Genomic DNA, 23,768 nt, shown 5'->3' on the forward strand with positions numbered 1-23,768 from the left:
CAAGTTGGCTCAGCCCGCACCGCCGCAAAATCCAAGCTCCAGCGCGATAGACCACAAACTCTGACTCATGCCTAAAGCTGAAATCAGTTGGAAACGCACCACCGAAACGGGTGAAAAACTGCAAGTCACCGCCCAGCGTGTGGGAGGCGAATGGCGCTTCTCACAACGCGCGAAGCGATTCGACCAATGGCAACCGATGGCCGAGCCGCCGCTCGAAGATTGGTTGCTACTGCTGGACGCCGTGCAACGCCTGATTACGCGCCGCCGATTGCAACCGGACCACGAAGCCCTGGTGCGCCGCCGCATTCTTGAACGCTTTCCCGAAGCCAAACTGGATGCGTAAATTTCCGGGGTGATAAAAGCCGGACGCGACCAGCGGCGGCGAAGTTGCGGCGACAAGCCTACGCCAATAAAAAAGCCCGCTGGTTAAGCGGGCTGGAAAGAACGATTTCTGGTTTACTTGGCAGCAGCGGCTTCTTTTTTATCCGCCTCTTTGGTCGCTTCCGGCGCGGCGGAGATCAACTCATCCACCCATTCCAAGATGGCTTTTGACGCGGCGTCGCCGGGTCGCTGTTCCAATTTGATGATCCGGGTATAGCCGCCCACGCGGTCTTTGAAAGCGGGTGCGATGTCCTCGAACAAGATGCGCAGCACGTCTTCATTGGCGCGCCACTTCTTTTTCTCAGCCTTGCTCAGCGGGGCGGCCGGGCCGCGGGTGTGCAAACGGGCGGCAGCCAACCGGCGGGCCTGAAGCGTGCCCTGCTTGCCCAGCGTCACCATTTTTTCCGCCACCGGGCGGGCGGCCTTGGCCTTGGCCAAAGTGGTGGTGATGCGCTTGTGCTTGATCAAACTGCAGACCATGTTCGCCAGCATCGCATTGCGATGCTCGAACTGGCGGCCCAGCTTGGCGGTTCTTTTCAGGTGTCGCATAAAATTTACAACGCTTTGGATTCTTCTTTCGCTCCGTCAATCAGACCGGGTTCAAAAGTCATGCCCAACGACAAGCCCAATCCCACCAACTTGTCTTTGATTTCGTTCAGCGATTTCTTGCCGAAATTGCGGTACTTCAGCATTTCGGATTCGCTCTTCATGGCCAACTGACCCACGGTGGTGATGTTCGCGTTGTTCAAGCAATTGGCGGCGCGCACGCTCAATTCAATTTCGTTCACGCTCATGTTGAGCAGCTTCTTGAGCTTCAACTTCTCGTCGTCCTGTTTGTCCACCGTTTCTTCAAACTCCACGGCGTTCTTGTCGTAACCAACGAACACGTCCAGGTGGTGCGCCAGGATGGCGGAGGCCTGCGTCAGAGCGTCGTCCGGCGTAATCCGGCCATCGGTCCAAATCTCGAGCACCAACCGATCGTAGTCGGTCCGGTTGCCGACGCGCGCGGCCTCGACGGCGTAACGCACGCGGGTCACGGGTGAGAACAACGAATCAATCGCAATGACACCGATCGCCTGACCCGCTTTCTTGTTTTCGTCGCCGGTCAAAAAGCCGCGCCCGACCTTGACGGTCAGTTCCAGCTCGAGCTTTTTCTTTTTGTCGAGCGTGCAAAGCACTTCGTCCGGATTGACCAGCTCAATGTTTTGATTGAGCTGAATATCCCCGGCGGTCACTGTTCCCTCCTTGTTCACCGAAAGCAACAACACCTGTTCATCGCGGGTGTGCGCCTTGAACTTGAGTTTTTTGAGGTTCAACACGATTTCCGTGACGTCCTCCACCACTCCTTCAACGGTGGCAAATTCGTGCATGGCGCCATCTATCTTGATGGCGGTGATAGCTGCGCCTTCCAGCGAACTGAGCAACACGCGCCGCAACGAATTGCCGATGGTGTGACCGTAACCGGTTTCAAACGGTTCGGCGACAAATTTGGCATAAACCTCCGTCGCGCTTGACTCATCCTTGGTCAAACGCTTGGGCATTTCAAAACGACCGAGACGTACTGGCATGATTTCCTTTCAACAATTTTAATCTGACGCCGCCGCCGTTATTCCCGCCAACGACCGCGTCCGTATAATTGTATTGCAAAAGTTCCGCAGCCGCGGAACGGGTTGTTGTTTAACGGGAATAAAATTCGACCACCGCTTGTTCGTTGGCGATGGGGTTGATTTCCTCACGCGTCGGCACGCGCATCACCACGCCTTTGAACTCGTCCTTGTTCAGGGCCAGCCAATCGGGCACGGCGCGGCTGGTGGATAATTCCAGCGCCCGCGTCGCCATTTGATGAGATACCGTGGTGTCCTTGACCGTGATCACGTCATTCACCTTGAGGGCGTAGGAAGGAATGCTGACTTTGCGTCCATTCACCGCCACGTGACCGTGCGCCACCATCTGTCGCGCCGCGGCACGGGTCGTGCCAAAACCCAGATGGAAAACGACGTTGTCCAGGCGGGTTTCCAAAATTTGCAACATGTGCTCGCCCGTCACGCCACGACGGCGCAGCGCCTTCTGATAAACCCCGCGGAATTGTCGTTCCAGCAAACCGTAGTAGTAACGCAGTTTCTGCTTCTCCACCAACCCCAGACCATAATCGGTCAGTTTGCGGCGGGATTTCGGACCATGCACGCCGGGCGGATAATTGCGCCGTTCGAGATATTTCGTCGGGCCAAACATCGGAATACCGAAGCGGCGGCTGATGCGAACACGAGGACCTTTGTAACGAGCCATAGCAAATGATTAATTCAAATTTAATTCCGATTTAGACGCGGCGTTTCTTGCGCGGGCGACAACCATTGTGCGGCACGGGCGTCACGTCCTTGATCGAGCTGATGTCCAATCCGATTGCTTGCAAGGCGCGGATGGCTGATTCACGCCCCGAACCGGGACCCTTGACCCGCACTTCCACTTCCTTCATGCCGTGCGCCATGGCCTGGCGCGCGGCGTCCTGCGCCACCATCTGCGCGGCGTAGGCGGTGCTCTTTCGGGAGCCTTTGAATCCCACCCGCCCGGCGGCTGACCAGCCAATCAAATTACCGTGCATGTCGGTGATTGAAACCTGCGTGTTATTGAAGGTCGCAAGAATGTTGGCAATTCCGGCCGAAACATTTTTGGCGTGCTTCGCCTTGATGATCTTCTTGGCGCTCGCGTCTTCGCCCAACAGTTCCGCCGCCGTGGGCGCGGCGGCCGCGACTGGCGCGACGGCCTCGGGTTTGGATTCCGCTGCGGGTGCCGCAGCCTTCTTCGCCTTCGGTTCGGCAGTCGCCGTCACCTTTTCCGCCCCAGCTTCCGCGCTGGTTTCCTGGGTCGGAGTGGTTTTTTTCTTCGTCTCGTCAGCCATAAAAATCAAATTTTAGTGAATCCCGGTCTTGGCGTTCGGGTTGCGTTGCACTCCGACCGTCTTACGCGGTCCCTTGCGGGTGCGGGCGTTGGTTTGCGTGCGTTGACCGCGGACGGGCAGGCTGCGCAAATGACGGACGCCGCGATAGCACTTGATTGCCTGCAACCGGCGGAGGTTCAAACCAAGTTCGCGGCGCAAATCGCCCTCGATGACATACTTGCCATCTTGAATCGCCCGGACGATCTGGGACAGTTGCGTCTCGGTCAAATCCTTGGCGCGAATGGCCGGGTCAATGTTCGCGCGTTCGAGAATTTCCAGCGCGTTGACCGGACCGATGCCATAGACGTAGCGCAGCGCGATATCAATGCGCTTGTTCGGTGGAATCTCCACTCCAATAATGCGGGCCATACTTGATTATCCTTGACGTTGTTTATGACGCTTGTTTGTGCAAATGACGCGCAGGACGCCACGGCGACGCACCATTTTACAGCGCTCGCACAGCTTCTTTACCGAGGCTCGAACTTTCATGTTAAATCAGTTTTTCCTTCACCAATCGACCGGTTGACAAATCAAACGGCGTCAGTTGCATTGTTACCCTGTCTCCCGGCTGCACGCCGGCAAATTCGTGTTTCATCCGCCGCGGCGCAAACGCCAGCAGCCGGTGTCCGTTGGCCAATTCCACCCGGAATGTTCCGTTGGGCTGAACGGCCATCACGCGGCCTTCGACCCGGAAGGCGTCCGCACCCATGTTAAAATCTCCGGCGCTCCCGCCGTGATGAGCACCGTATGCTCAAAATGGGCAGAGAGTGAACCATCTTGCGTCACAACTGTCCAGCCGTCTTTCAGGATTTTCACGTCGGGCCGGCCCATATTCACCATCGGCTCAATCGCAATCGTCATTCCGGCCTTCAATTTCGCGTTGCTTCCGGCATCCACAAAATTAGGCACTTGCGGTTCTTCGTGAACCGACTTGCCCACTCCGTGACCGACGAATTCCCGCACCACGCTAAACCCATTGCCTTCCACGTAATTCTGCACCGCGCGCGAAATATCCGTCACGCGATTGCCGGCGACCGCCCGCTCGATGCCTTTGTGCAACGCCTGTTGCGTCACATCCATCAGCCGTTGCGCCGCCGCGCTGCAACCACCCACCGCCACCGTCGTGGCCGTATCCCCCACGTAACCTTCATGGCGCACGCCGCAATCTATGCTGACGATGTCGCCAAAGCGCAACACCCGCTCGCCGGCCAAGCCGTGAACCACTTCGTCATTCACCGACAGGCAGGTATGCCGCGGGTATTTCCGATACCCCAGAAACGCGCTGTGACAGCCGCGTTTCTTCATGGTGGCGCCGGCAAATTCATCCACTTGCAACGTGGTCACGCCCGGTCGAATAAACGCCGCAATCTCATCCAATACTTCCGCCGCCAGCGTTCCCGCCGCGCGCATCAGCTCAAGCTCGGGACCACTTTTGATGAGACTCATGATTCCTGACTGCTTCCGCTTCGCTCCCCGCGCCGCGCCAACGACGTCAGCCGCGCGCCGGAACGAAGCGACCAGCTAAAACCGTCCGCGCATCTTCCCCTTCTTGAGGAAGCCGTCATAGTGCCGCATCAGCAAATGCGCTTCGACCTGCCGCATGGTGTCCAGCATCACGCCCACTATGATCAACAAACTCGTCCCGCCAAAAAAGTGCGAAACCCCCGGCGGAATCTTCATCCATTCACCCAACAAAATGGGGAAAATCGCAATGAAGGTCAGAAAAATCGCGCCCGCCAAAGTAATCCGGCTCATGGTGTTATGCAGGAAGTCGCTGGTCGGCTGACCCGGCCGCACCCCTGGAATGTAACCACCATTCTTCTTGAGATCGTCTGCCACCTGAATTTCGTTGAACTGGGTTGCGACCCAGAAATACGAGAAGAACAAAATCATCGCTCCATATAACGTCAAATAACCGATTGAGCCGTAATTCAGCATGTAAGCCAGATCGTTGAAAAATTTGAGATTGAACCGCGCGCCAATCATGGAGAGCAGTTTTTGTGGAAACATCAAAATCGCCGCGGCAAAAATCACCGGCATGACGCCCGAGTAATTCACGCGCAGGGGCATGAAGGAAGATTGGCCGGCGTAAATTTTACGGCCCACGGCACGCTGGGCGTACTGCACGGGAATTTTTCTTTGCCCCAACGTCACCGCCACCGTCACCCCCACCACCATGAACATCATTGCGATCATGGCCACCGCCTCGACCAATCCGTGCGTGCGCTCAATGCCCTCGCCCGGCCAGAACATTTCCTTCATCTGTCCCACCGCACCGGGTAACGCCGCAATAATACCGATGGTGATGAGCAGGGAGACTCCGTTGCCAATGCCGCGGTCAGTGATCTGCTCGCCCAACCACATCAACAACATCGTGCCCGTAGTCAGCAGGATCACGGTTTGAATCCGGTACCACCAGATGTAGTCCTTATGCAATACCAGGTCGCCGTAACTCCAACCCTGGAAAATCGTTTGGGGGTTTTCCCAACTCAACGTCATCATCGCGCCTTGCACCAGACACAACCCAACGGTCAAATAACGTCCGTACTGAACAATCTTGACCCGCCCGCCGTCCTCGCGTGCCAGCTTGCTCAACGTGGGAATCACCGCCGTCAGCAATTGCAAAATAATGGTCGCGCTGATGTAAGGCATGATGCCGAGGGCGCCCACCGCGCCGTGACTCATGGCTTCACCGGTGAACAGGTTGTACATGCCGAGCATCCCGCCCGTACCCGCGTGGGAATCAAAATACTTCCCCAACGCCTCGACGTTCAGACCGGGCACATGCACGAAAGCGATGAGTCGCGCAATCCCCAGCAACATGACGGTAAACAAAATCCGGGATTTCAGTTCCGGAATCTTGAAACAGTTGGTGAAAGTCTGAATGAGGTTGCCGAGCATGTTTGAAAATCCTGCGATTAAGTCTGAGGCAGCGCGGATTTCGCCGGCGCCAACAGTTCACATTTGCCGCCCTTACCTTCGATTTTCGTGCGGGCCGAAGCGCTGAACGCGTGCGCCACCACCGTCAACTTCTTGGTCAGCTCGCCGTTTCCCAGTACCTTGACGCCGTCGCCCCGGCCATTGACCAGACCGATTTTGCGCAACGCCGCTTCGTCCACCTTGACGCCGTCGTCAAAAACATTGAGGTCGCTCACGTTGACCGGCAAATACCGTGTTCCAAAGCGCGCGTTGTTAAACCCACGTTTCGGAATGCGGCGGATCAGCGGCATCTGACCGCCTTCAAAACCAATTCGTATGGAACTGCCCGAGCGCGCGGACTGACCTTTGCCACCGCGCCCCGCCGTTTTGCCCCAGCCGCTGGACTCACCTTGGCCAATCCGCTTGCGACGGTGTTTGGCGCCTGGACGCGGTTTTAGATTATGTAAACGCATAAGAAATTAATTGGCCGCGGGAGTTGCGGGTGCCGCTTTGATCTCCAAACCACGGCGCTTGTAAATGTCCTGCCGCAAGCGCAATTGCTGCAGACCGTGCAACGTCGCCTTGACCACGTTGGCGGCGTTTTTTGAACCGAGCGACTTGCTCAACACGTCGCGCACTCCGGCCGATTCCAAGACCGCGCGCACGGTCTTGCCCGCGATAATTCCCGTTCCCGGTGAAGCGGGACGCAACAACACGCGCGCGCCATCGAACTCGGAATAAACTTCATGCGGAATGGTGGTGTCCTTCAACGACACCGACGTCATCTGCCGTCGGGCATCCTCGCCACCGCGGCGAATCGCGTCCGCCACCTCGGTCGCCTTGCCCAATCCCAACCCCACGCGTCCTTTCTTATCCCCCACCACCACCAGCGCGCTGAATTTGAAGCGACGTCCGCCTTTCACCACTTTGGACGAACGATTGATAAACACGACCTTCTCGGTCAGCTCCTCACCGGACTGACCATCAAAACGCGCTTCAGGCGCTTCCGTCCGTCGGCCGCGACCGCCACGACCACCGCGAGCGCCATGGCCACCATGACCACCACGACCGCGTGGAGCGGGCGTCTCAGTCACTGGCGCGCTTCCCGCCTCTTCCTTATTAATGATTTCCGTCTCGGAGTCGTTCGCCATAAAAAATTAGAATTGTAGCCCCGTTTCCCGCGCGGCATCCGCCAACGCCTTCACCTTGCCGTGATACTTGGAGCTACCACGATCAAACACCACCGCCTTGATGCCCTTGTCCAAGGCCGCCCGCGCGGCGGCGCTGCCAATGGTTTTGGCACTGGCCACGTTGGCCGCCAACTTTTGTTCCCGCAACGCCTTGCTGCGGGTGGAGGTCGCCGCCAGCGTTTTTCCCACGACATCGTCAATAAACTGCACGTAAATATGCGTGCCGGTAAAAACCACGCTCATGCGCGGTCGCTCCGCCGTGCCTGTCACTTTTTTCCGCACCCGCCAATGGCGTAGCTGCTGCAATTTTTGTTTCTTCTGCGTTTGCATGTTATTTGCGTCACGGTTAGGCCGTAACGATTAAAGCTTATTACTGAACCGTCTTGCCTTCCTTGCGTTCGACGTGCTCGCCGGCATACCGCACTCCTTTGCCCTTGTACGGCTCGGGCGGATAATACGCGCGAATTTCAGAGGCCACCTTGCCCACCAACGCCTTGTCCGGTCCTTCGATGGTCAACTTGGTGTTTTCCTCCACCGTCACCTTGATCTGATCCGGAATGTCATAATTGATCGGATGTGAAAACCCGAGGTTCAGGTTAACCACCTTGCCGGCCACCGCCGCTTTGAACCCGACGCCTTGGATTTCGAGTTTTTTGACGAAACCTTCGGACACGCCTTTCACCATGTTGTTTACCAGGGCGCGGCTCAATCCGTGCAACGCCTTGGCCTGCGAGTCGTCACCGTCGCGGCTGACCACCACCTTGCCGTCCTCCACTTTGAGGCTCGTGCGCCGTGGCAACTCCCAGTCGAGCTTGCCTTTCGGACCTTCCACATGGACCTTCTGTCCTTTGACCTCAAGCTTCACCTTGGCCGGAAGAACAATCGGTAATTTTCCAATTCGCGACATAAATCAATCCTCACCAAACGTAACAAAGCAATTCTCCGCCGATGTTTTTCTTGCGGGCTTCCTGGCCCGTCATCACGCCTTCCGAAGTGGAGACCACGGCCACGCCCAATCCGCCACGCACGCGGGGAATGGCATCCGCGCCCACGTAATTGCGCAGTCCGGGCCGGCTGATGCGGCGCAACCCTTCGATGACTGATTTCTTGCCTTCGTATTTCAACCGCAACTTGAGCGTCTTCTTGTCGGTGTTTTCCACCGTCACCTCGGCGATGTAGCCCTCGGCTTTAAGAAGCTTGGCCAGGCTTTCCTTCAACCGGGAATGCGGCATTTGCACAGTCGGCAACAGCGCCCGCGACGCATTGCGAATCCGGGTCAACATGTCGGCAATCGGATCAATCATACTCAAAATCGCTCTTAAACTTTCGCTTCAATTTACGGACTTACCAACTGGCCTTCACCACTCCGGGAATCAAACCGTTGGCGGCGGCTTCGCGGAACGTCAACCGGGAGCAACCAAATTTGCGAATGTAGCCATGCCGCCGGCCGGTCATGGAGCAGCGGTTCACCAATCGCGTCGGGCTGGCGTCGCGCGGCAGTTTTGCCAGTCCCGCGTAATCGCGCTTGGCCTTCAGTTCCGCGCGCTTGGCGGCGTATTTTTGAACCGTTGCTGCTTTGCGCTTGTTGCGCTCCAACCATGCTGTCTTCGCCATAAAGTTATTCGTTCCGTGCTTATTTTTCCGAGAAGGGGAAACCCATCTGCTTCAACAAATCCAACGCTTGCGCGTTACTGGTCGCGCTCGTCACGAGCGTAATGTCCATGCCCTGCTGACGCTTCACCTTTTCCAATTCGATCTCCGGAAAAATGGACTGGTCCGCGATGCCAAACGTGTAATTGCCGCGCCCGTCAAATTTGCGCGGCGATAAGCCGCGAAAGTCGCGAATGCGCGGCAACGTCACGGCCACCAGACGATCAAAAAATTCATACATCGCGTCCCGGCGCAAGGTGACGCGGCAGCCAATCGGCTGATCTTTACGCAATTTGAAATTGGCAATCGCCTTGCGCGACCGGCTGATGGCTGGCTTCCGACCGGTGATGGCGGTCAGGTCTTTGGCCGCATCTTCCAACGCGCCTTTTTCCAGCGACGCACTGACGCCCATGTTCACCACGATTTTTTCCAGCTTGGGTACCTGGTGGACGTTGGCGTAGTTGTGCTTCGCCTTCAGGGCGGGCACCACCTCGTTGATGTATTTGGTATAAAGTCGGGATTTCATTTTCTCGCGGTCACGGTTTCAGCCGTAACCTTTCATTTCTTCTTCAAGCCTTCGCTTTCGCGCCGCCGCGTTTGGTCACGCGCGCGTCAAAATGGGTTGCCAACATCACGTTGGAAACATGCACAGAACCTTCCCGCTCAATGATGGCGCCCTGCGGGTTCTGCTGGTTTTTACGGGTATGGCGCTTGATCATGGCCACGCCTTCCACAATGACGCGGCCCTTCTTGCCGAGCACATGAATGATCCGACCGCGTTTGCCTTTGCTCGCGCCGGAGAGCACCACCACCTCGTCGTTTTTCTTCACATGAAATCGCTTCATAACCTCAAATAACCTCCGGTGCCAGCGAAATGATCTTCATGAATTTCTTGTCGCGTAACTCGCGGGCCACCGGCCCAAAAATGCGCGTGCCCTTCGGGTTGTGTTCCGCGTCAATAATGACGCAGGCGTTGCGGTCAAAGCGCAAATACGATCCGTCGCTCCGCCGGATGACATGCCGGGTCCGCACGATAACGGCATTATGCACCTCGCCTTTTTTCACCTGCCCATCCGGTGTGGCGTCCTTGATATGCACCTTCACCACGTCGCCGATGCCAGCGTAGGTTTGATTGCGTCCCAACACGCCGATGTTCCAGGCGACTTTCGCCCCGGTGTTATCGGCCACGTCAAGATGAGAACGGATTTGTAACATAAAATTTATCTCAAGCGGTGACGCGCTCCACCCCGCCACTCTTTTCCACCACTTCCACCAGCCGCCAGCGCTTCAGTTTGGACACGGGCCGGGTCTCTTCAATCCGCACCTTGTCGCCCACCTTGGCCGTCGCCTGTTCGTCATGCGCGTAGAATTTTTTGTACGCCTTGACCACTTTCTTGAACTGCGGATGCGGAAAGCGGCGCTCCACGCGGACCACGATGGTCTTGGCCATCTTGTTCGAAATCACGTCGCCGACGCGCTCTTTGCGATGACCGCGCTTTTCTGTCGTTTGATTTGTGTCAGCCATACCAGATTACCCCATTAACCTTGCTTCGCATTGCGCACCTGTGAGGCCCGGGTTTCGAGCCGCGCAATATCCCGCCGCAACGTCCGCAACCGCGCCGTCTTTTCCAACTGCGCGCTCGCCTGCTGCAACCGCAGGTTGAACATTTCCATGCGCAGATCCCGGCTCTTGGCCAGCGTTTCTGTCAGCGTCATGTCTTTGATTTCCGAAAATTTCATAAATGCTCCTCGCCCGCGGCACGCTTATGCCGCGCGTTGATGTCGGGAAACGAACTTGGTCTTGATCGGCAACTTGGCTGCCGCCAGCCGCATGCAATCGCGGGCCACCGTTTCGGACACTCCGTCCACCTCGAATAAAATGTTCGCCGGACGCACCACCGCCACCCAGCCTTCCACCGGCGCTTTACCCTTACCCATCCGGGTTTCGAGCGGCTTTTTGGTGAAGGACTTTTGCGGAAACACCCGGATCCACAACTTGCCGTGGCGCTTCATCTCCCGGGAGATGGCCACGCGCGCGGCTTCCAGTTGTTTGCTATCCATCCAACAACGCTCCAGCGCCATCAGGCCGTACTCGCCAAAGGCCACCGTGCTACCGCGATACGCCAGACCCGCGCGATTGCCGCGGTGCATTTTGCGATACTTAACTCTTGCTGGCTGTAAAGGCATATTTGTTTCCTCGTCTCAAATTCAAATCATCAACTCGCCACCGCCGCGGTCGCTTCCGGCTTGGCGGCTTTTTGCGGCTGGTTCTCTCCCTTGCAGATCCAGCACTTGACCCCCAGTTTGCCGTACACCGTGTTCGCTTCGGCAAAACCGTAATCAATGTTCGCCCGCAAAGTGTGCAGCGGCACGCGACCCCAGTGGTATTTTTCCACCCGGGCAATTTCCGCTCCGCCCAAACGGCCCGCGCAACGAATCTTGATGCCTTCAGCGCCAAAATCCTTCGCCGTTTGCAGCACCTTCTTCATCGCGCGCCGAAATGAAACGCGTCGTTCCAATTGCAGCGCGACATTCTCCGCCACCAATTGCGCGTCAATCTCAGGCGATTTGACCTCCTGGATGTCCACATAGACTTCCTTGCCGGTCATCACGCCCAAGTCCTCTTTGATCTTGTCAATCTCCGAACCTTTGCGCCCAATGACCACTCCCGGACGCGCGGTCAAAATGGTGATCCGGCAACGGCTCGCGGCGCGTTCGATTAAAATCTTCGGCACGGAAGCGCCCTCGAGTTTCTTCTTCAGAATCCCGCGAATCTTGCGGTCTTCCGCCAGCAGACTGCCAAAATCCTTCTTGGCGGAATACCACTTGGAACGCCAGTCTTTATTGACCGCGACCCGCAGGCCGATTGGATTGGTTTTTTGCCCCATATATTACTCGTCTGACAAAGTGATTTTAATGTGACTACGCCGCTTGATGATGGGGCCGGCAGAACCCCGCGCCTTCGGCACTACCCGCTTCAGCGAAGTCGCCGTTCCCGCCACCGCTTCCTTCACCACCAACGACTCCGGCTTGGCCTTGTTGTTGTTCTCGGCATTGGCAATCGCGGACTTGAGTGTCTTGGCGACGAAACGTGCCGACTTGCGCGGCACCACCGCCAACACCGCCTGCGCTTGCAATGCGGGCAAGCCCTGAATCTGCCGCACCACCTCGCGCACTTTCTGCGCGGACATCGGCACGTTTTTAAGAATCGCGTGGACTTGCATAAACTACTTGGCCTCCGCTTTCGCCGTATGAGCCCCGTGCCGCTTGAACGTGCGCGTCAGGGAAAATTCCCCCAACCGGTGACCCACCATGTTTTCGGTGACAAACACCGGATTAAAGACCTTGCCGTTATGCACCGCAAACGTGACCCCCACGAACTCGGGCGTGATCATTGAGCGCCGCGACCAGGTCTTGATCGGCGCCTTGGATTTCGCCGCCTTCGCTTTCTGGATCTTCTCCAGCAAGCGCTGCTCGACAAACGGACCTTTTTTAATCGAACGTCCCATAAAAATTATTTGTTCTTCATCGGGCGACCATCACGCCGCACCACAATAAATCGGTTGGATTGCTTGCGTTTCACCCGCGTCTTATAACCCTTCGCTAATAAGCCCCACGGCGAGGTCAACTGCTGCCAGCCACCGCCACCCTTGGATTTCCCCGCGCCGCCGCCGTTTGGATGGTCCACCGGATTGCGCACCACTCCGCGGTTGATCGGGCGGATGCCGCGATGCCGCGAACGACCCGCCTTGCCCAGCACCACGTTCTCGTGCTCGGTATTTCCCACTTGGCCGATCGTGGCGTAACACTCTTCGTTCACCTTGCGGATTTCGCCCGAAGGCAGGCGAATTTGCGCATATCCTTCGTCGCGCGACATCAAAATCGCTGCTCCGCCCGCCGTTCGCACCATCTGGCCGCCTCGACCAGGAATCAGCTCGATATTATGCACCGAAAGACCAACCGGGATCGCCTTGAGCGGCAAAGCGTTACCCACCTCGGGCGGCGCCGCCGGGCCGCTCAAAATCTTGCCTCCCACCTGAATTCCAACCGGAGCAATAATGTAGCGCTTTTCCCCATCCTTGTAAGTCAGCAACGCCAGCCGCGCCGAACGCATCGGATCATATTCAATCGCCGCCACCGTCGCTTCCACGCCGTACTTGTTACGTTTGAAATCCACCAACCGGATCTTCTGCTTGTGCCCGCCGCCAATACCCCGCGCGGTGACGCGACCATAATGGTTGCGCCCGCCGGTCTTCTTGCGGATCTGCACAAGCGACCTCTCCGGCTTATGCTTCGTAACGTCGCTGAAATCTGCGTACGACATGTAGCGCAGCGACGGCGTTAGCGGTCTAAAGGTTTTCACTGGCATAAAAATTCAATGATTTCCAGTTGATGTTACTCCCGAAGAGTCGGCAAACCCTCATTCCTGTCCCCGCTGTGGAGTATCAGTTATCGGCTTGCAATAAAACTGGCCCTTCCGTTTTCAAGCGAAAGGGACGCAGAGACTAGCAGGGATAATCTTTGACGCAATATCTTTTTTAAAAAATTTAATCGCGGTGCTGCTTCAAATTAAAAGAGACCGAGACGGTGGCCGATGGAGCGCGCATTACCTCAAGATAAACGCGCCCAGAACTGACCGACGAACGAGGGAGTTGCCCGAATCGAAATGATGCCGTTGAAACTTGGGAGGGACGCGTTCCGTCGTGTTCCTGACCACATCGTAGCCGAAGCGCGGAGTAGGTTTTCAAACCAAGCTGGAACTCAGGAACTCAAAAAACTTTCATCCCATCCTTGGAGTTTCGCGCGCCTCACGGAAGTTCGCGGTTTATCCAATTCTGTCGGCTGAGGGGCTTTGTCGCTTGCCGAAATCGGGCGCAGGGGCGTATCGTCGCCCCATGAATCTGGAAGATCATCTCGGTGATATCATTCGCAAGGGACGAATGATTGCCAACGTCTCACGGCCCGCCGCCGCTCAGGCCGCCGGATTGACTGAAGCCGAACTTTCCGATTTGGAAGAATCGGGAAATTTCTCGCGCCGCCCCAATTTCGCGGCACTCGGCCCGATCATTAAAATGGAGGCACGAAAGCTTGAAGCCATTGCCGCTGGTTGGTTGCCCCGGCCTCCGCAACTGAAACGCTGGCAACACTTGCGCCTGCTGGTCTCGGAGGGCGAAGGGATGACGGTGAATTGCTATTTGGTGTGGGATGCGAGCACTCGCGAAGCGGCGCTTTTCGATACGGGATTCGACGCCCAACCGATTCTTCAAATGGTGCAAAATGAACGGTTGAAACTGGAACATATTTTCATCACCCACTCCCACGAAGACCATGTCGCGGCGCTGGGAGAAATCCGCGCGGCCAGTCCGGGCGTTCAAGTTCACAGCCATTCACGGCACGCGCCGGCGACTCAACGCCTGCAGGCCGGAGCGCAATTCGCATTGGGCGCTTTGAAAATCTCGTTTCGGGAAACGCCCGGACACGCGGCGGACGGAGTGACTTACGTGGTGAGCGGCTGGCCCGACCACGCGCCGGAGGTGGCGGTGGTCGGAGACACGGTTTTTGCGGGTTCAATGGGACGCGGCAACGACGGTTGGGAATTGGCGCGCAATAAAATTCGGGAGGAGATCCTGTCGTTGCCGCCAGCCACGTTGCTGTGTCCGGGGCATGGTCCGCTGACTTCGGTGGCGGAGGAGCGCGCCAACAATCCGTTCTTTTGATCTTTGCAAATTGACCTTCAGGATGGCGATGAGTAGCCTGTTATTCCCTGCAAGCAGGGTTTTATGCGACACACCATCTCAGTCCTCGTAGAAAATAAATTCGGCGTGCTGACCCGCGTGGCGGGCCTGTTCACGGGTCGTGGTTACAACATCCATTCCCTCAATGTCGCTCCAACGCATGACGCCACCGCGTCGTGCATGACCATTGTGACGCACGGAGACGACGCCACCCTCGAACAGATCATCAAACAGCTCAGCAAGTTGCCGGACGTGCTCAAGGTTCAACATTTCGAGGACGGCGAATACGTGGACCGCGAACTGGTGCTGGTAAAGGTGGCGGTGGATTCCAAACACCGCGCGGAGGTGATGCAGATCACGGATATCTTCCGCGCCAAGATCGTGGACGTGCAACCGAAAAACCTGATCATTGAAATCACCGGCGATGAGAACAAGATCGAAAAGTTCATCGGCTTGATGGACAACTTCGGGATCGTGGCGCTGACCCGCACCGGCAAAGCCGCCATGCCCCGCGCCTGACCTTTCAAGGCACGCGGAACTGATCGCGCAATTTTTTTAAATCAACGACGACAATTATTTTATGGCAAAAGTCTATACCGACAAAGACGCCGATCTCGGCGTGTTGAAAAACAAAACGCTCGCCGTGCTCGGCTTTGGCTCGCAAGGCCACGCCCACGCGCTCAACCTCAAAGACAGCGGCCTCAAGGTCATCATCGGCCTCTACGAAGGCAGCAAATCCATTCCCGTTGCGAAAGAAAAAGGCTTCAAGGTCTTTAGCACAGCGGAAGCGGTAAAGCGCGCCGATGTGATCATGGTCGCCCTGCCCGACACCAAGCAACCGGCCTGCTACGCGAAGGACATTGCGCCGAATTTAACCCCGGGCAAAACGCTCGTGTTCAGCCACGGCTTTTCCATCCATTTCAAAACCATTGTTCCGCCGAAAAATGTCAATGTGATCATGGTGGCGCCGAAAGGCCCGGGACACACGGTGCGGCGGCAGTACACCGAAGGTAAAGGTGTGCCGTGTTTGATCGCGGTCTATCAGAACCCCGGTAAAACCGCCAAGAAGATCGCGCTGGCCTGGGCCAAAGGCATTGGCGGCACGCGCGCGGGCGTCATCGAAACCAACTTCAAGGAAGAAACCGAAACCGATCTGTTTGGCGAACAAACCGTTCTGTGCGGCGGCATCAGCGCGCTGGTGCAGGCCGGATTTGAAACGCTGGTCGAAGCCGGTTATTCGCCCGAGATGGCGTATTTTGAATGTCTGCATGAATTGAAGCTGATCGTGGATTTAATGAATGAATCCGGCATCAGCGGCATGCGCTTCTCCATCTCCGAAACCGCCAAGTGGGGCGATATCACCGTCGGGCCGAAGATCGTGGACGCAAGCGTGAAGAAGCGGATGAAAGCCGCGTTGCAGGACATTCAATCCGGCAAATTTGCGAAGGCGTGGGTCAAGGAATACAAGGGCGGCTACAAGAAATACCACGCGCTGCTTAAGAAGGGTGAAAACCATCCGATTGAAAAAGTCGGCACGAAACTGCGCAGTCTGATGCCGTGGATGGGGAAGAAGAACATCAAAGGCGCGCAAGCCGCCTATTGATAAATCAGCCTGACTATTCAGCCGTTATCGTTTCTGGCGGTAACGGCTTTTTTGTGCCGGTCTCATGAAAACGAACTGGCCTGCCCATGCCGGAGAGAATAGGCACGAACAGGCCAGCCGCAGCCGCCAGCGCCCCCGATGACGGCTTAAAGTCTTGGGATGGTCAGCGTTGAAAATGCCCGTCTGAGAAATCGCTTGAGCGAGAAGCGAACGCTCCTCGTGAGGGAACCAGTCAGGTAAATTTCCTCTCTCAAGCTGCCACGAAGTTTCATGGTCGCGGCAACTTACGGCGCAGCGCGCCGGATGCAATTAGGCCCTTCCGGATTCTCCACCCGGGTGTTTCCCGGTAAAAAGAAACCCCCTGCGGAATTGGCTTCCGAAGGGGGTGAAATGACGAAGCGAAACTCAGGGACGATCTATTTCTCCCAATGGGCGGATCCAAATGTTGCGATAACGAACCAGATCGCCGTGATCTTGCAACCCGATCGGGCCGCGAGAAGTTTTGGTTTCGTTGTAGCTGGTGAGTTCGCGGTGCTTGGTGGGGCCGAGATACTCGCGATGATTTTGCAGCACGACTCCGTTGACGATGATGGTGACGGCAGCCTTCCGGGTCAATTGCCCGGCCGCATCCCAACGCGGGGCTTCAAAAATAATATCGTAACTCTGCCATTCCCCCGGCTTTTTGCTGGGATTGGCCAATGGCGGAAATTGCCCGTACATCCCGCCCAGTTGCCCATCGGCATAAGTGGGATTTTGATAGCTGTCGAGCACCTGCGCTTCATATTGACCGATCAAAAAAATTCCGCTGTTCCCGCGTCCCTGGCTGTTGCCTTTGACAACGACGGGGGAGGCGAATTCCAGGTGCAGTTGAAAATCTTCAAACTCCTGTTTGGTGCGGATTGATCCCGCCGCCGGCGTGACTTCCATATAACCATTCTGCACTTTCCAGCCCGCCGCGCCACCGTGTTCGTTTTGCCATTGGGACAAGTCCTTGCCATCAAACAACACCACTGCATCCGAAGGGGCGCCGGCGTTCAGACTGAAACTCGCTGCCGGCGTGACCACTGCGGGACGCGGGCGATTTGAGTCGTGAACATGCCATTTCTGGCCGGGAATGATCGGCGTATCGGTGTAACCCGGGGACTCATCGGCCGGCGCGTTCAGGTTGGTAAGCGTCATACTAATTCCCATCAGGAAAAGAGAGCGGCAAATTCGATTTCGCATGACGCAGTTTTCTTAAGCGGCGTCCAAATTGCAACAGACAAAATCAGCCACACGGACGACCGCTGAAGCCACGCCCGCACTCAGCGTACGCGATGGATCATCCATAGCGCCATCAGGGTAAAGGCGATATTGGGCAGCCAGCCCGCAATCCAGGCCGGCAGATGGCCCGCGGTGCCCGCCGCCTGACTGATTTCCATCACCGCGAAGTACAGCAGGCAAATACCGATGCTCCCGGCAACGCCAGCGAAAACATTGCGCCGCCCCGAAGCCACCCCGAACGGCAGCGCAATCAGGACCACCACGAAACATTTCCACGGACTCGCAATCCGACTATGCAGCCGGGTGTAGAGCCAGTTGCGGGTGGCGCTGGTCAAATCGGGATGTAGCGCCAGATAACTGCGAATGTCTTCCAGAGGAATATCGGCATGATGACGCCGGCGGGAACCGGCACGTTGATTGATCAAAACCTCACTCCGGATTTCTTCGGGAGTTTCCTTAAGATCGGGGCGGGCCAGAACCGGCTCCTGCAACGTCGGCACAGGACTCGCATCCACGCTGGGATCGCTGCGATACTCGCGCGCGTTAAAAAAGACCCACACCCCGTTGCTGTAAACCGCCGAGCTGGCATAGAACCACGTGGGGGCGCCGCCGCGGCCCGAGCTGACGATGATCGGATTGAGCATGGTCAACGCTTCAGGATCAAATTCCTTGATCGCCCAATTGTGACCGTCACGCGCGTTCATGAAGCCCAAATTTTTGATCACCGCTGGGCTGGCGTCCGCCGCGCTGGACGGTTTGCGCCGCGCTTGATTGATGAGGGCCTCCGCCCGTTCTTCGGCATCCGGCGCGAATTTTTCATTCACCACAAACAGGCCGATACTGCCCAGCAAACCGACCAGCAAATACGGCGCGGCCAGGCGCCACAGGCCGATCCCCGCCGCGCGCATGGCGGTGATTTCATTATTGCGCGCATGTTGCGTCAAAGCGTAAAGCAGGGCGAGCAACAGCGCGACGGGCAGCACGACATCGAGGAATTCAGGTGAGCGGATCACGTAATACAAAACCACATCCGCAACCCCGGTCTGGACTTCCTTGAATGTCTCAATGCGCTCGAAAAGATCGGAGGACGTCCAGAAGATGAAGAATCCGCCCAGACAATATGCCAAAGGCAGCAGCAGCTCGCGCAGGAGATAGCGATCCAACAGACGCACCGGGTCAGGCTAAACTTTGCCGACGGCGACCAGCAAGCTTGCGAAAACAAAAACGGCGACCGGGATTGCCGGTCGCCGTTGAAAATGTCCGCCGCTCAAGCGGGTACCAATTGATGTTTGACAATGGCTTCGTAACCTTTGGATTCCAATTCCAAGGCGAGTTCCTTGCCCCCCGATTTCACAATGCAACCATCCGCCATGACATGCACTTGATCGGGAATGATGTAGTTCAGCAGGCGTTGGTAGTGCGTGATGATCAACTGGGCTGAATCCGGACGGCGGAGTTTGTTGACTCCACTGGAAACCACCTTCAACGCGTCAATGTCCAGTCCCGAATCGGTTTCATCCAGAATGGCCAGCCTAGGTTCGAGCACGGCCATCTGAAAAATCTCCGCGCGTTTCTTTTCGCCACCGGAGAAACCTTCGTTCACCGAACGTTTCAACAAATCGTCCTTAAGCTCAAGCAGCTTCATCTTGGATCGCACCAGCGTGAGAAAATCCATTGCGTCCACTTCCGACAACCCTTTGGCCTTGCGGATTTCATTATAGGCCGCGCGCAAAAAGTAGGTGCTGTTCACTCCCGGAATTTCCACGGGATATTGGAAGGCCAGAAACACCCCCGCGCGGGCGCGTTCCTCCGGATCCAGATCCAACAAATCTTCACCCAGATATTTCACCGTGCCTTCGGTCACTTCGTAGCCCTCGCGACCCGCCAGAATGGCGGCCAGCGTGCTCTTGCCGCTGCCGTTCAGTCCCATCAAGGCGTGAACTTCGCCAGGATAAATGGTCAGGCTGAAGCCTTTGAGAATTTGCTTGTTCTCCACACCGGCGTGGAGGTTGTTGATTTCAAGAATAGGTTGCGTGCTCATGGAATAAATTCGTTTTCTGTTTTAGCCGGGATCGTTCCGGCCCTTGTCGCAAGGCGACCTGAAACTCAGCCGACACTCCCTTCCAAACTGACGCCGAGGAGCTTCTGCGCTTCCACGGCAAACTCCATCGGCAGCTCTTTGAATACTTCCTTGCAAAAGCCGTTCACGATCATGTTCACGGCGTCCTGCGTTTGAATGCCGCGCTGGTTGCAATAAAAAATCTGGTCCTCGCCGATCTTCGACGTGGTCGCCTCGTGTTCGACCGACGCGGTGGAGTTTTTCACCTCAATGTACGGAAACGTGTGTGCGCCGCACTTCGAACCGATCAACATCGAGTCGCATTGCGAAAAATTTCGCGCGTGGGCCGCGGTCTTTTGAATTTTTACCAGGCCGCGATAACTGTTCTGGCTGCGCCCGGCCGAGATGCCCTTGGAAACAATCGTACTGCGGGTGTTCTTGCCGATGTGAATCATCTTCGTCCCGGTGTCCGCCTGCTGATAGTTGTTGGTGACCGCCACGGAATAGAATTCTCCTTTCGAGTTGTCACCAAGCAACACACAACTCGGATATTTCCAGGTAATCGCCGAACCCGTCTCGACCTGAGTCCAGGTGATGCGCGAGTTTTTACCTTTGCACAAACCGCGCTTGGTCACGAAATTGTAAATGCCGCCCACCCCGTTCTCGTCGCCCGGATACCAATTCTGCACCGTGCTGTATTTGATTTGCGCGTTGTCGAGCGCCACCAGTTCCACGACCGCCGCGTGCAACTGATTTTCATCGCGCATCGGCGCAGTGCAACCTTCCAGGTAACTGACCTGCCCGCCCTCATCGGCAATGATCAACGTGCGCTCAAACTGTCCCGACTTGGCGGCGTTGATGCGGAAGTAGGTCGAAAGTTCCATCGGACACCGCACGCCTTTCGGGATGTAACAAAACGAACCATCCGTGAAGACCGCGGAATTCAACGCGGCGTAAAAATTATCCGTATAGGGCACCACGGAGCCGATGTATTTTCGGACCAGTTCCGAATGTTTTTGAATCGCCTCACTCATCGAGCAGAAGATGATGCCCTTTTCCGCGAGCTGCTTCTGGTAAGTCGTGCCGACGCTGACGCTGTCAAACACCGCATCCACCGCCACCCCCGCGAGCTGCTCGCGTTCCCGCAGCGGGATGCCAAGCTTCTCGTAAGTTTCGAGCAGCTTGGGATCAACCTCATCGAGACTCTTCGGCGCGTCTTTTTTCTGCTTCGGCGCCGAGTAATACGTGATGTCCTGGAAATCCGGCGTGGGGAATTTTACAAACTGCCACCGGGGCTCGGTCAGAGTGAGCCAATGCCGGTACGCCTTGAGCCGCCATTCCGTCATCCACTCCGGCTCTTTTTTCTTCGCTGAAATCAACCGGATGATGTCTTCATTCAATCCCGGCGGCGCGGACTCCGCCTCCACATCGGTATAAAAACCGTATTTATATTCCTGTTTGACCAGGGTCTCGATGGTTTCCGTTGCTGTGCTCATGCAAAATTATTTCTTCTTGGCGCAATCCGTGCAGACGCCGTGAACCGCGATTTCGTAATAGTCCACCCTGAATCCTTTGGGGCGCGGCACCGCCGTGGCCCCTTCGGTCAGAGCGACATCGAACACCGCACCGCATTGGTCGCAGTAATAGTGGCAGTGCTCCTCCATGTTAGGACAGAACCGCGCCGCGCCACGCTCCAATTGCACCTGGCGCACCAGCCGGCATGAAACCAAGGCGTCCAGACAATTGTAAACCGTGGCGTGAGAAATCTCCGGCATCGCTTTCTTGGCGCGACTGTAAATCTCCTCCGCCGTCGGATGATCCCGCTTGGCGAGCAGCACGTCATAGACGCACCGCCGCTGCGGCGTGAAGCGGAAGCCGCTCGTCGCCAGACGTTCGCTCAAATCTGCTTGGTTCACCGGGTGTTTCATCCCTGCCTACTAGACGCCCCAGTGTAGCGACTCACCCCGCGCCGTCAATAATTAGAATTATTCTAAATCCAAGCCACGTTGCCTCAGATTAAAAGACCCCGGAGCGATTTCCGATGAGACGCGCCTTCGCGGAACATCGGACGGGCGAGCATCGCGACGGACCAGAGCCGGAGGTTGAAAAGCTCCTCGGCCTTGAGTTGCACAGCCGGAAAGCAACCGGGAGTCTGCGAAAAGGCAATGACAACCTTTTGTTGCATATGCGACAAAAGGTTGTCGCCGAGCAGGCGCGGTCGAACGTGCGCAGTCGCCGGCTGGCGACCCGAGTAGTCCCACTCGCTGCCGCCGCGCCGGTTGTCCCAAATAATCGGATGGTAAAAGCCGTTGGGATTTTCGCCATTGCACAATTGACCGGCTCCGCGCACCCTGCCAGCGGCGCTGAACGCAATTCGCCGCCATCGGTTGAACATGAAAATTCCGCAACTGCCCGCCACCAACCTGCGTCCGCATCCTTACTCCGGCCCCTCGCGAACCGAGGTGCTGGCCCAACGCCAGCGTTATGTCCACCCCAGCATTTTCCACTATTATCGCGAGCCGCTCATGCTGGTGGAGGGACAAATGCAATACGTCTGGGACGAGCAAGGCCGGCGTTATCTCGACGGCTTGGGCGGCATCGTCACCGTGAGCGTGGGCCATTGTCATCCGCACGTCGTGGCGGCGGGCAATCGCCAAAGCGAAATGCTGCAACACGCCACCACCATTTATCTGCACCCGAACCTGGGCGCGTTCGCCGAGAAACTGGCGTCCAAGTTGTCGGGTGATCTCAAGGTTTGTTACTTCGTCAACTCCGGCTCGGAAGCCAACGATCTCGCGCTGTTGATGGCGCGCGTTTACACCGGCAACTACGACGTCATCGCCCTGCGTAATGCTTATCACGGCGGTAACGCTTCCGGGATGACCGTCACCGCGCACAGCACTTGGAAATACAACGTGCCGCACAGCTTCGGCGTGCATCATGCCATCGCACCCTACCCGTATCGCGGGCCGTATGGCTATGACGACGCGGACGCCGGTCGCAAATACGCGGATGATGTCAAATCGTTGATTGATTACGCCACGCCCGGCAAGGTCGCGGCATTCATTGCGGAATCCATCCAGGGCGTCGGCGGTTTTGTCGAATTCCCGTCTGGTTACCTCCAGCAGACTTACGAACACATCCGCGCGGCCGGCGGCGTTTGCATTGCCGACGAAGTGCAAACCGGATTCGGACGGCTCGGCACGCATTTCTGGGGCTTTGAAACGCAGGACGTCGTCCCCGACATCGTGACGATGGCCAAAGGCATTGGCAACGGCTGCCCACTCGGCGCGGTGGTGACGACCCCGCAGATTGCCGCGGCCTTGACCGGTAAAATTCACTTCAACACGTTCGGTGGTAATCCCGTCGCCAGTGCGATGGGCAAAGCCGTCCTCGAAGTCATCGAGAAAGAAAAACTTCAAGAGAACGCGCTCAAGCTGGGTACGCGCATCAAAAGTGGTTTGGAGCAACTGAAGGCCAAGCATCCGCACATTGGCGATGTGCGCGGCAGCGGTCTGTTGCTGGGCATTGAGATTGTCCAAGATCGAAAGACCAAAGCCCCCGGTAAAGCCGAATGTGCGGCGGTTCACGAAGCCGCCCGAGAAATGGGACTGCTCGTTGGTAAAGGCGGCTTTTGGAGTCAAACCATTCGCCTCGCCCCACCCATGTGCATCAACGCCGCAGATGCGGATTTTATCGTCGAGGTATTTGACGCGGCATTTACGAAATTGGATTCGTAAGCCCCTCCGCTGCGGCAAAAAGCGGCGGTAAACGCGCCGCAGTCCAGACGCTTCGCGACTGTCAAACGCCACCAAACCGCATTGCTGCCAAGCTGGGCGGTTTTGACACCCAGAATACAGTCGCGCCCGTGAAGCAGTTTCGAGTGCTCGTCCACGGTAAAGATTTCGCAATGCGTGAGAATGATCGGCCCGAACCGCATATACTTGGATTCTGCACAACCGTTTATGTGGAACGCACGGATCAGAACGACGAACGGCAGCCAGCCGAGGCCGCAGTTGCCGTGTGGGTTAAC

At 56.8% G+C, this 23,768-nt stretch carries 35 protein-coding genes; 5 read left to right on the forward strand and 30 right to left on the reverse strand.

Going from position 1 to position 23,768, the window contains the following annotated elements:
• Nucleotides 1-67 precede the first annotated feature (67 nt).
• Nucleotides 68-343, forward strand: coding sequence for a hypothetical protein (locus M9920_04700; protein MCO5051582.1), 276 nt, complete (start codon nucleotides 68-70; stop codon nucleotides 341-343).
• Nucleotides 344-456: 113 nt separating this feature from the next.
• Here M9920_04700 and rplQ read toward each other — a convergent pair whose 3' ends face one another.
• The 25 genes from rplQ to rplB form a co-directional block, all read right to left on the reverse strand.
• Complete coding sequence (rplQ, locus tag M9920_04705) at nucleotides 457-930, reverse strand: 50S ribosomal protein L17 (GenBank protein ID MCO5051583.1); 474 nt, start codon at nucleotides 928-930, stop codon at nucleotides 457-459.
• A gap of 5 nt (nucleotides 931-935) precedes the next feature.
• On the reverse strand, nucleotides 936-1,922 hold the full coding sequence (locus tag M9920_04710; protein MCO5051584.1) for a DNA-directed RNA polymerase subunit alpha: 987 nt from the start codon (nucleotides 1,920-1,922) through the stop codon (nucleotides 936-938).
• Between the two features lie 136 nt (nucleotides 1,923-2,058).
• On the reverse strand, nucleotides 2,059-2,667 hold the full coding sequence (gene rpsD, locus M9920_04715) for a 30S ribosomal protein S4 (protein MCO5051585.1): 609 nt from the start codon (nucleotides 2,665-2,667) through the stop codon (nucleotides 2,059-2,061).
• A gap of 31 nt (nucleotides 2,668-2,698) precedes the next feature.
• Nucleotides 2,699-3,070, reverse strand: coding sequence for a 30S ribosomal protein S11 (gene rpsK / locus M9920_04720; GenBank protein MCO5051586.1), 372 nt, complete (start codon nucleotides 3,068-3,070; stop codon nucleotides 2,699-2,701).
• 219 nt (nucleotides 3,071-3,289) lie between these two features.
• Complete coding sequence (gene rpsM / locus M9920_04725; GenBank protein ID MCO5051587.1) at nucleotides 3,290-3,685, reverse strand: 30S ribosomal protein S13; 396 nt, start codon at nucleotides 3,683-3,685, stop codon at nucleotides 3,290-3,292.
• 6 nt (nucleotides 3,686-3,691) lie between these two features.
• Nucleotides 3,692-3,805, reverse strand: coding sequence for a 50S ribosomal protein L36 (gene rpmJ / locus M9920_04730; GenBank protein MCO5051588.1), 114 nt, complete (start codon nucleotides 3,803-3,805; stop codon nucleotides 3,692-3,694).
• Between the two features lies 1 nt (nucleotide 3,806).
• Nucleotides 3,807-4,025 carry a translation initiation factor IF-1 gene (infA, locus tag M9920_04735; protein MCO5051589.1) on the reverse strand — a complete coding sequence of 73 codons (219 nt, stop codon included), beginning with the start codon at nucleotides 4,023-4,025 and terminating at the stop codon, nucleotides 3,807-3,809.
• Nucleotides 3,989-4,762, reverse strand: coding sequence for a type I methionyl aminopeptidase (map, locus tag M9920_04740; GenBank protein MCO5051590.1), 774 nt, complete (start codon nucleotides 4,760-4,762; stop codon nucleotides 3,989-3,991). Before map ends, infA begins: the two co-directional genes overlap by 37 nt.
• Before the next feature lie 75 nt (nucleotides 4,763-4,837).
• A complete protein-coding gene (secY, locus tag M9920_04745; GenBank protein MCO5051591.1) occupies nucleotides 4,838-6,217 on the reverse strand; it encodes a preprotein translocase subunit SecY in 1,380 nt (459 codons plus the stop codon).
• Between the two features lie 17 nt (nucleotides 6,218-6,234).
• A complete protein-coding gene (gene rplO / locus M9920_04750) occupies nucleotides 6,235-6,708 on the reverse strand; it encodes a 50S ribosomal protein L15 (GenBank protein MCO5051592.1) in 474 nt (157 codons plus the stop codon).
• Between the two features lie 6 nt (nucleotides 6,709-6,714).
• A complete protein-coding gene (gene rpsE / locus M9920_04755) occupies nucleotides 6,715-7,386 on the reverse strand; it encodes a 30S ribosomal protein S5 (GenBank protein MCO5051593.1) in 672 nt (223 codons plus the stop codon).
• 6 nt (nucleotides 7,387-7,392) lie between these two features.
• On the reverse strand, nucleotides 7,393-7,755 hold the full coding sequence (rplR, locus tag M9920_04760; GenBank protein ID MCO5051594.1) for a 50S ribosomal protein L18: 363 nt from the start codon (nucleotides 7,753-7,755) through the stop codon (nucleotides 7,393-7,395).
• A gap of 40 nt (nucleotides 7,756-7,795) precedes the next feature.
• On the reverse strand, nucleotides 7,796-8,332 hold the full coding sequence (rplF, locus tag M9920_04765) for a 50S ribosomal protein L6 (GenBank protein ID MCO5051595.1): 537 nt from the start codon (nucleotides 8,330-8,332) through the stop codon (nucleotides 7,796-7,798).
• Nucleotides 8,333-8,342: 10 nt separating this feature from the next.
• Nucleotides 8,343-8,729, reverse strand: a complete 387-nt coding sequence (gene rpsH, locus M9920_04770; protein ID MCO5051596.1) for a 30S ribosomal protein S8 — start codon at nucleotides 8,727-8,729, stop codon at nucleotides 8,343-8,345.
• Between the two features lie 40 nt (nucleotides 8,730-8,769).
• A complete protein-coding gene (gene rpsN / locus M9920_04775; protein ID MCO5051597.1) occupies nucleotides 8,770-9,039 on the reverse strand; it encodes a 30S ribosomal protein S14 in 270 nt (89 codons plus the stop codon).
• A gap of 19 nt (nucleotides 9,040-9,058) precedes the next feature.
• On the reverse strand, nucleotides 9,059-9,601 hold the full coding sequence (gene rplE, locus M9920_04780; GenBank protein ID MCO5051598.1) for a 50S ribosomal protein L5: 543 nt from the start codon (nucleotides 9,599-9,601) through the stop codon (nucleotides 9,059-9,061).
• 43 nt (nucleotides 9,602-9,644) lie between these two features.
• On the reverse strand, nucleotides 9,645-9,920 hold the full coding sequence (locus tag M9920_04785; GenBank protein ID MCO5051599.1) for a 50S ribosomal protein L24: 276 nt from the start codon (nucleotides 9,918-9,920) through the stop codon (nucleotides 9,645-9,647).
• 4 nt (nucleotides 9,921-9,924) lie between these two features.
• Nucleotides 9,925-10,290 carry a 50S ribosomal protein L14 gene (gene rplN / locus M9920_04790; GenBank protein MCO5051600.1) on the reverse strand — a complete coding sequence of 122 codons (366 nt, stop codon included), beginning with the start codon at nucleotides 10,288-10,290 and terminating at the stop codon, nucleotides 9,925-9,927.
• 10 nt (nucleotides 10,291-10,300) lie between these two features.
• Nucleotides 10,301-10,600: a 30S ribosomal protein S17 gene (gene rpsQ / locus M9920_04795; GenBank protein MCO5051601.1), complete on the reverse strand. Its 300-nt coding sequence runs from the start codon at nucleotides 10,598-10,600 to the stop codon at nucleotides 10,301-10,303.
• Between the two features lie 14 nt (nucleotides 10,601-10,614).
• On the reverse strand, nucleotides 10,615-10,815 hold the full coding sequence (gene rpmC / locus M9920_04800; GenBank protein MCO5051602.1) for a 50S ribosomal protein L29: 201 nt from the start codon (nucleotides 10,813-10,815) through the stop codon (nucleotides 10,615-10,617).
• 24 nt (nucleotides 10,816-10,839) lie between these two features.
• Nucleotides 10,840-11,262: a 50S ribosomal protein L16 gene (gene rplP / locus M9920_04805; GenBank protein MCO5051603.1), complete on the reverse strand. Its 423-nt coding sequence runs from the start codon at nucleotides 11,260-11,262 to the stop codon at nucleotides 10,840-10,842.
• Between the two features lie 29 nt (nucleotides 11,263-11,291).
• Nucleotides 11,292-11,963: a 30S ribosomal protein S3 gene (rpsC, locus tag M9920_04810; GenBank protein MCO5051604.1), complete on the reverse strand. Its 672-nt coding sequence runs from the start codon at nucleotides 11,961-11,963 to the stop codon at nucleotides 11,292-11,294.
• A 3-nt stretch (nucleotides 11,964-11,966) separates the two neighbouring features.
• Nucleotides 11,967-12,299 (reverse strand): 50S ribosomal protein L22, encoded by a 333-nt coding sequence (rplV, locus tag M9920_04815; GenBank protein ID MCO5051605.1) that lies wholly within the window; start codon nucleotides 12,297-12,299, stop codon nucleotides 11,967-11,969.
• A 3-nt stretch (nucleotides 12,300-12,302) separates the two neighbouring features.
• On the reverse strand, nucleotides 12,303-12,584 hold the full coding sequence (rpsS, locus tag M9920_04820; GenBank protein ID MCO5051606.1) for a 30S ribosomal protein S19: 282 nt from the start codon (nucleotides 12,582-12,584) through the stop codon (nucleotides 12,303-12,305).
• A gap of 5 nt (nucleotides 12,585-12,589) precedes the next feature.
• Nucleotides 12,590-13,444: a 50S ribosomal protein L2 gene (gene rplB, locus M9920_04825; protein ID MCO5051607.1), complete on the reverse strand. Its 855-nt coding sequence runs from the start codon at nucleotides 13,442-13,444 to the stop codon at nucleotides 12,590-12,592.
• A gap of 526 nt (nucleotides 13,445-13,970) precedes the next feature.
• Between rplB and M9920_04830 the strand changes: the two genes are divergently transcribed.
• The 3 genes from M9920_04830 to ilvC all read left to right on the forward strand — a co-directional run bounded on the left by M9920_04830 (nucleotide 13,971) and on the right by ilvC (nucleotide 16,413).
• The gene (locus M9920_04830) at nucleotides 13,971-14,792 is read left to right on the forward strand and encodes an MBL fold metallo-hydrolase (protein ID MCO5051608.1); all 822 of its coding nucleotides are present in this window, start codon (nucleotides 13,971-13,973) and stop codon (nucleotides 14,790-14,792) included.
• Nucleotides 14,793-14,855: 63 nt separating this feature from the next.
• The gene (gene ilvN, locus M9920_04835; GenBank protein MCO5051609.1) at nucleotides 14,856-15,329 is read left to right on the forward strand and encodes an acetolactate synthase small subunit; all 474 of its coding nucleotides are present in this window, start codon (nucleotides 14,856-14,858) and stop codon (nucleotides 15,327-15,329) included.
• Between the two features lie 61 nt (nucleotides 15,330-15,390).
• Nucleotides 15,391-16,413 carry a ketol-acid reductoisomerase gene (gene ilvC / locus M9920_04840; GenBank protein MCO5051610.1) on the forward strand — a complete coding sequence of 341 codons (1,023 nt, stop codon included), beginning with the start codon at nucleotides 15,391-15,393 and terminating at the stop codon, nucleotides 16,411-16,413.
• A gap of 405 nt (nucleotides 16,414-16,818) precedes the next feature.
• Here the strand turns inward: ilvC and M9920_04845 are convergent, their stop codons facing one another.
• From M9920_04845 to M9920_04865, 5 genes are all read right to left on the reverse strand, one after another.
• A complete protein-coding gene (locus M9920_04845) occupies nucleotides 16,819-17,592 on the reverse strand; it encodes a DUF1080 domain-containing protein (GenBank protein ID MCO5051611.1) in 774 nt (257 codons plus the stop codon).
• A gap of 125 nt (nucleotides 17,593-17,717) precedes the next feature.
• Nucleotides 17,718-18,848 carry an LptF/LptG family permease gene (locus tag M9920_04850; protein MCO5051612.1) on the reverse strand — a complete coding sequence of 377 codons (1,131 nt, stop codon included), beginning with the start codon at nucleotides 18,846-18,848 and terminating at the stop codon, nucleotides 17,718-17,720.
• A 95-nt stretch (nucleotides 18,849-18,943) separates the two neighbouring features.
• Complete coding sequence (gene sufC, locus M9920_04855) at nucleotides 18,944-19,702, reverse strand: Fe-S cluster assembly ATPase SufC (protein MCO5051613.1); 759 nt, start codon at nucleotides 19,700-19,702, stop codon at nucleotides 18,944-18,946.
• 80 nt (nucleotides 19,703-19,782) lie between these two features.
• Nucleotides 19,783-21,231 carry a Fe-S cluster assembly protein SufB gene (gene sufB, locus M9920_04860; GenBank protein ID MCO5051614.1) on the reverse strand — a complete coding sequence of 483 codons (1,449 nt, stop codon included), beginning with the start codon at nucleotides 21,229-21,231 and terminating at the stop codon, nucleotides 19,783-19,785.
• Nucleotides 21,232-21,237: 6 nt separating this feature from the next.
• A complete protein-coding gene (locus M9920_04865; GenBank protein MCO5051615.1) occupies nucleotides 21,238-21,651 on the reverse strand; it encodes a transcriptional repressor in 414 nt (137 codons plus the stop codon).
• Nucleotides 21,652-22,128: 477 nt separating this feature from the next.
• Here M9920_04865 and M9920_04870 point away from each other — a divergent pair, with 477 nt between their 5' ends.
• The gene (locus M9920_04870; GenBank protein ID MCO5051616.1) at nucleotides 22,129-23,475 is read left to right on the forward strand and encodes an aminotransferase class III-fold pyridoxal phosphate-dependent enzyme; all 1,347 of its coding nucleotides are present in this window, start codon (nucleotides 22,129-22,131) and stop codon (nucleotides 23,473-23,475) included.
• Nucleotides 23,476-23,768: the final 293 nt, after the last annotated feature.

Source organism: Verrucomicrobiia bacterium, from assembly GCA_023953615.1.
Lineage (GTDB): Bacteria > Verrucomicrobiota > Verrucomicrobiia > Limisphaerales > JADLHS01 > JADLHS01.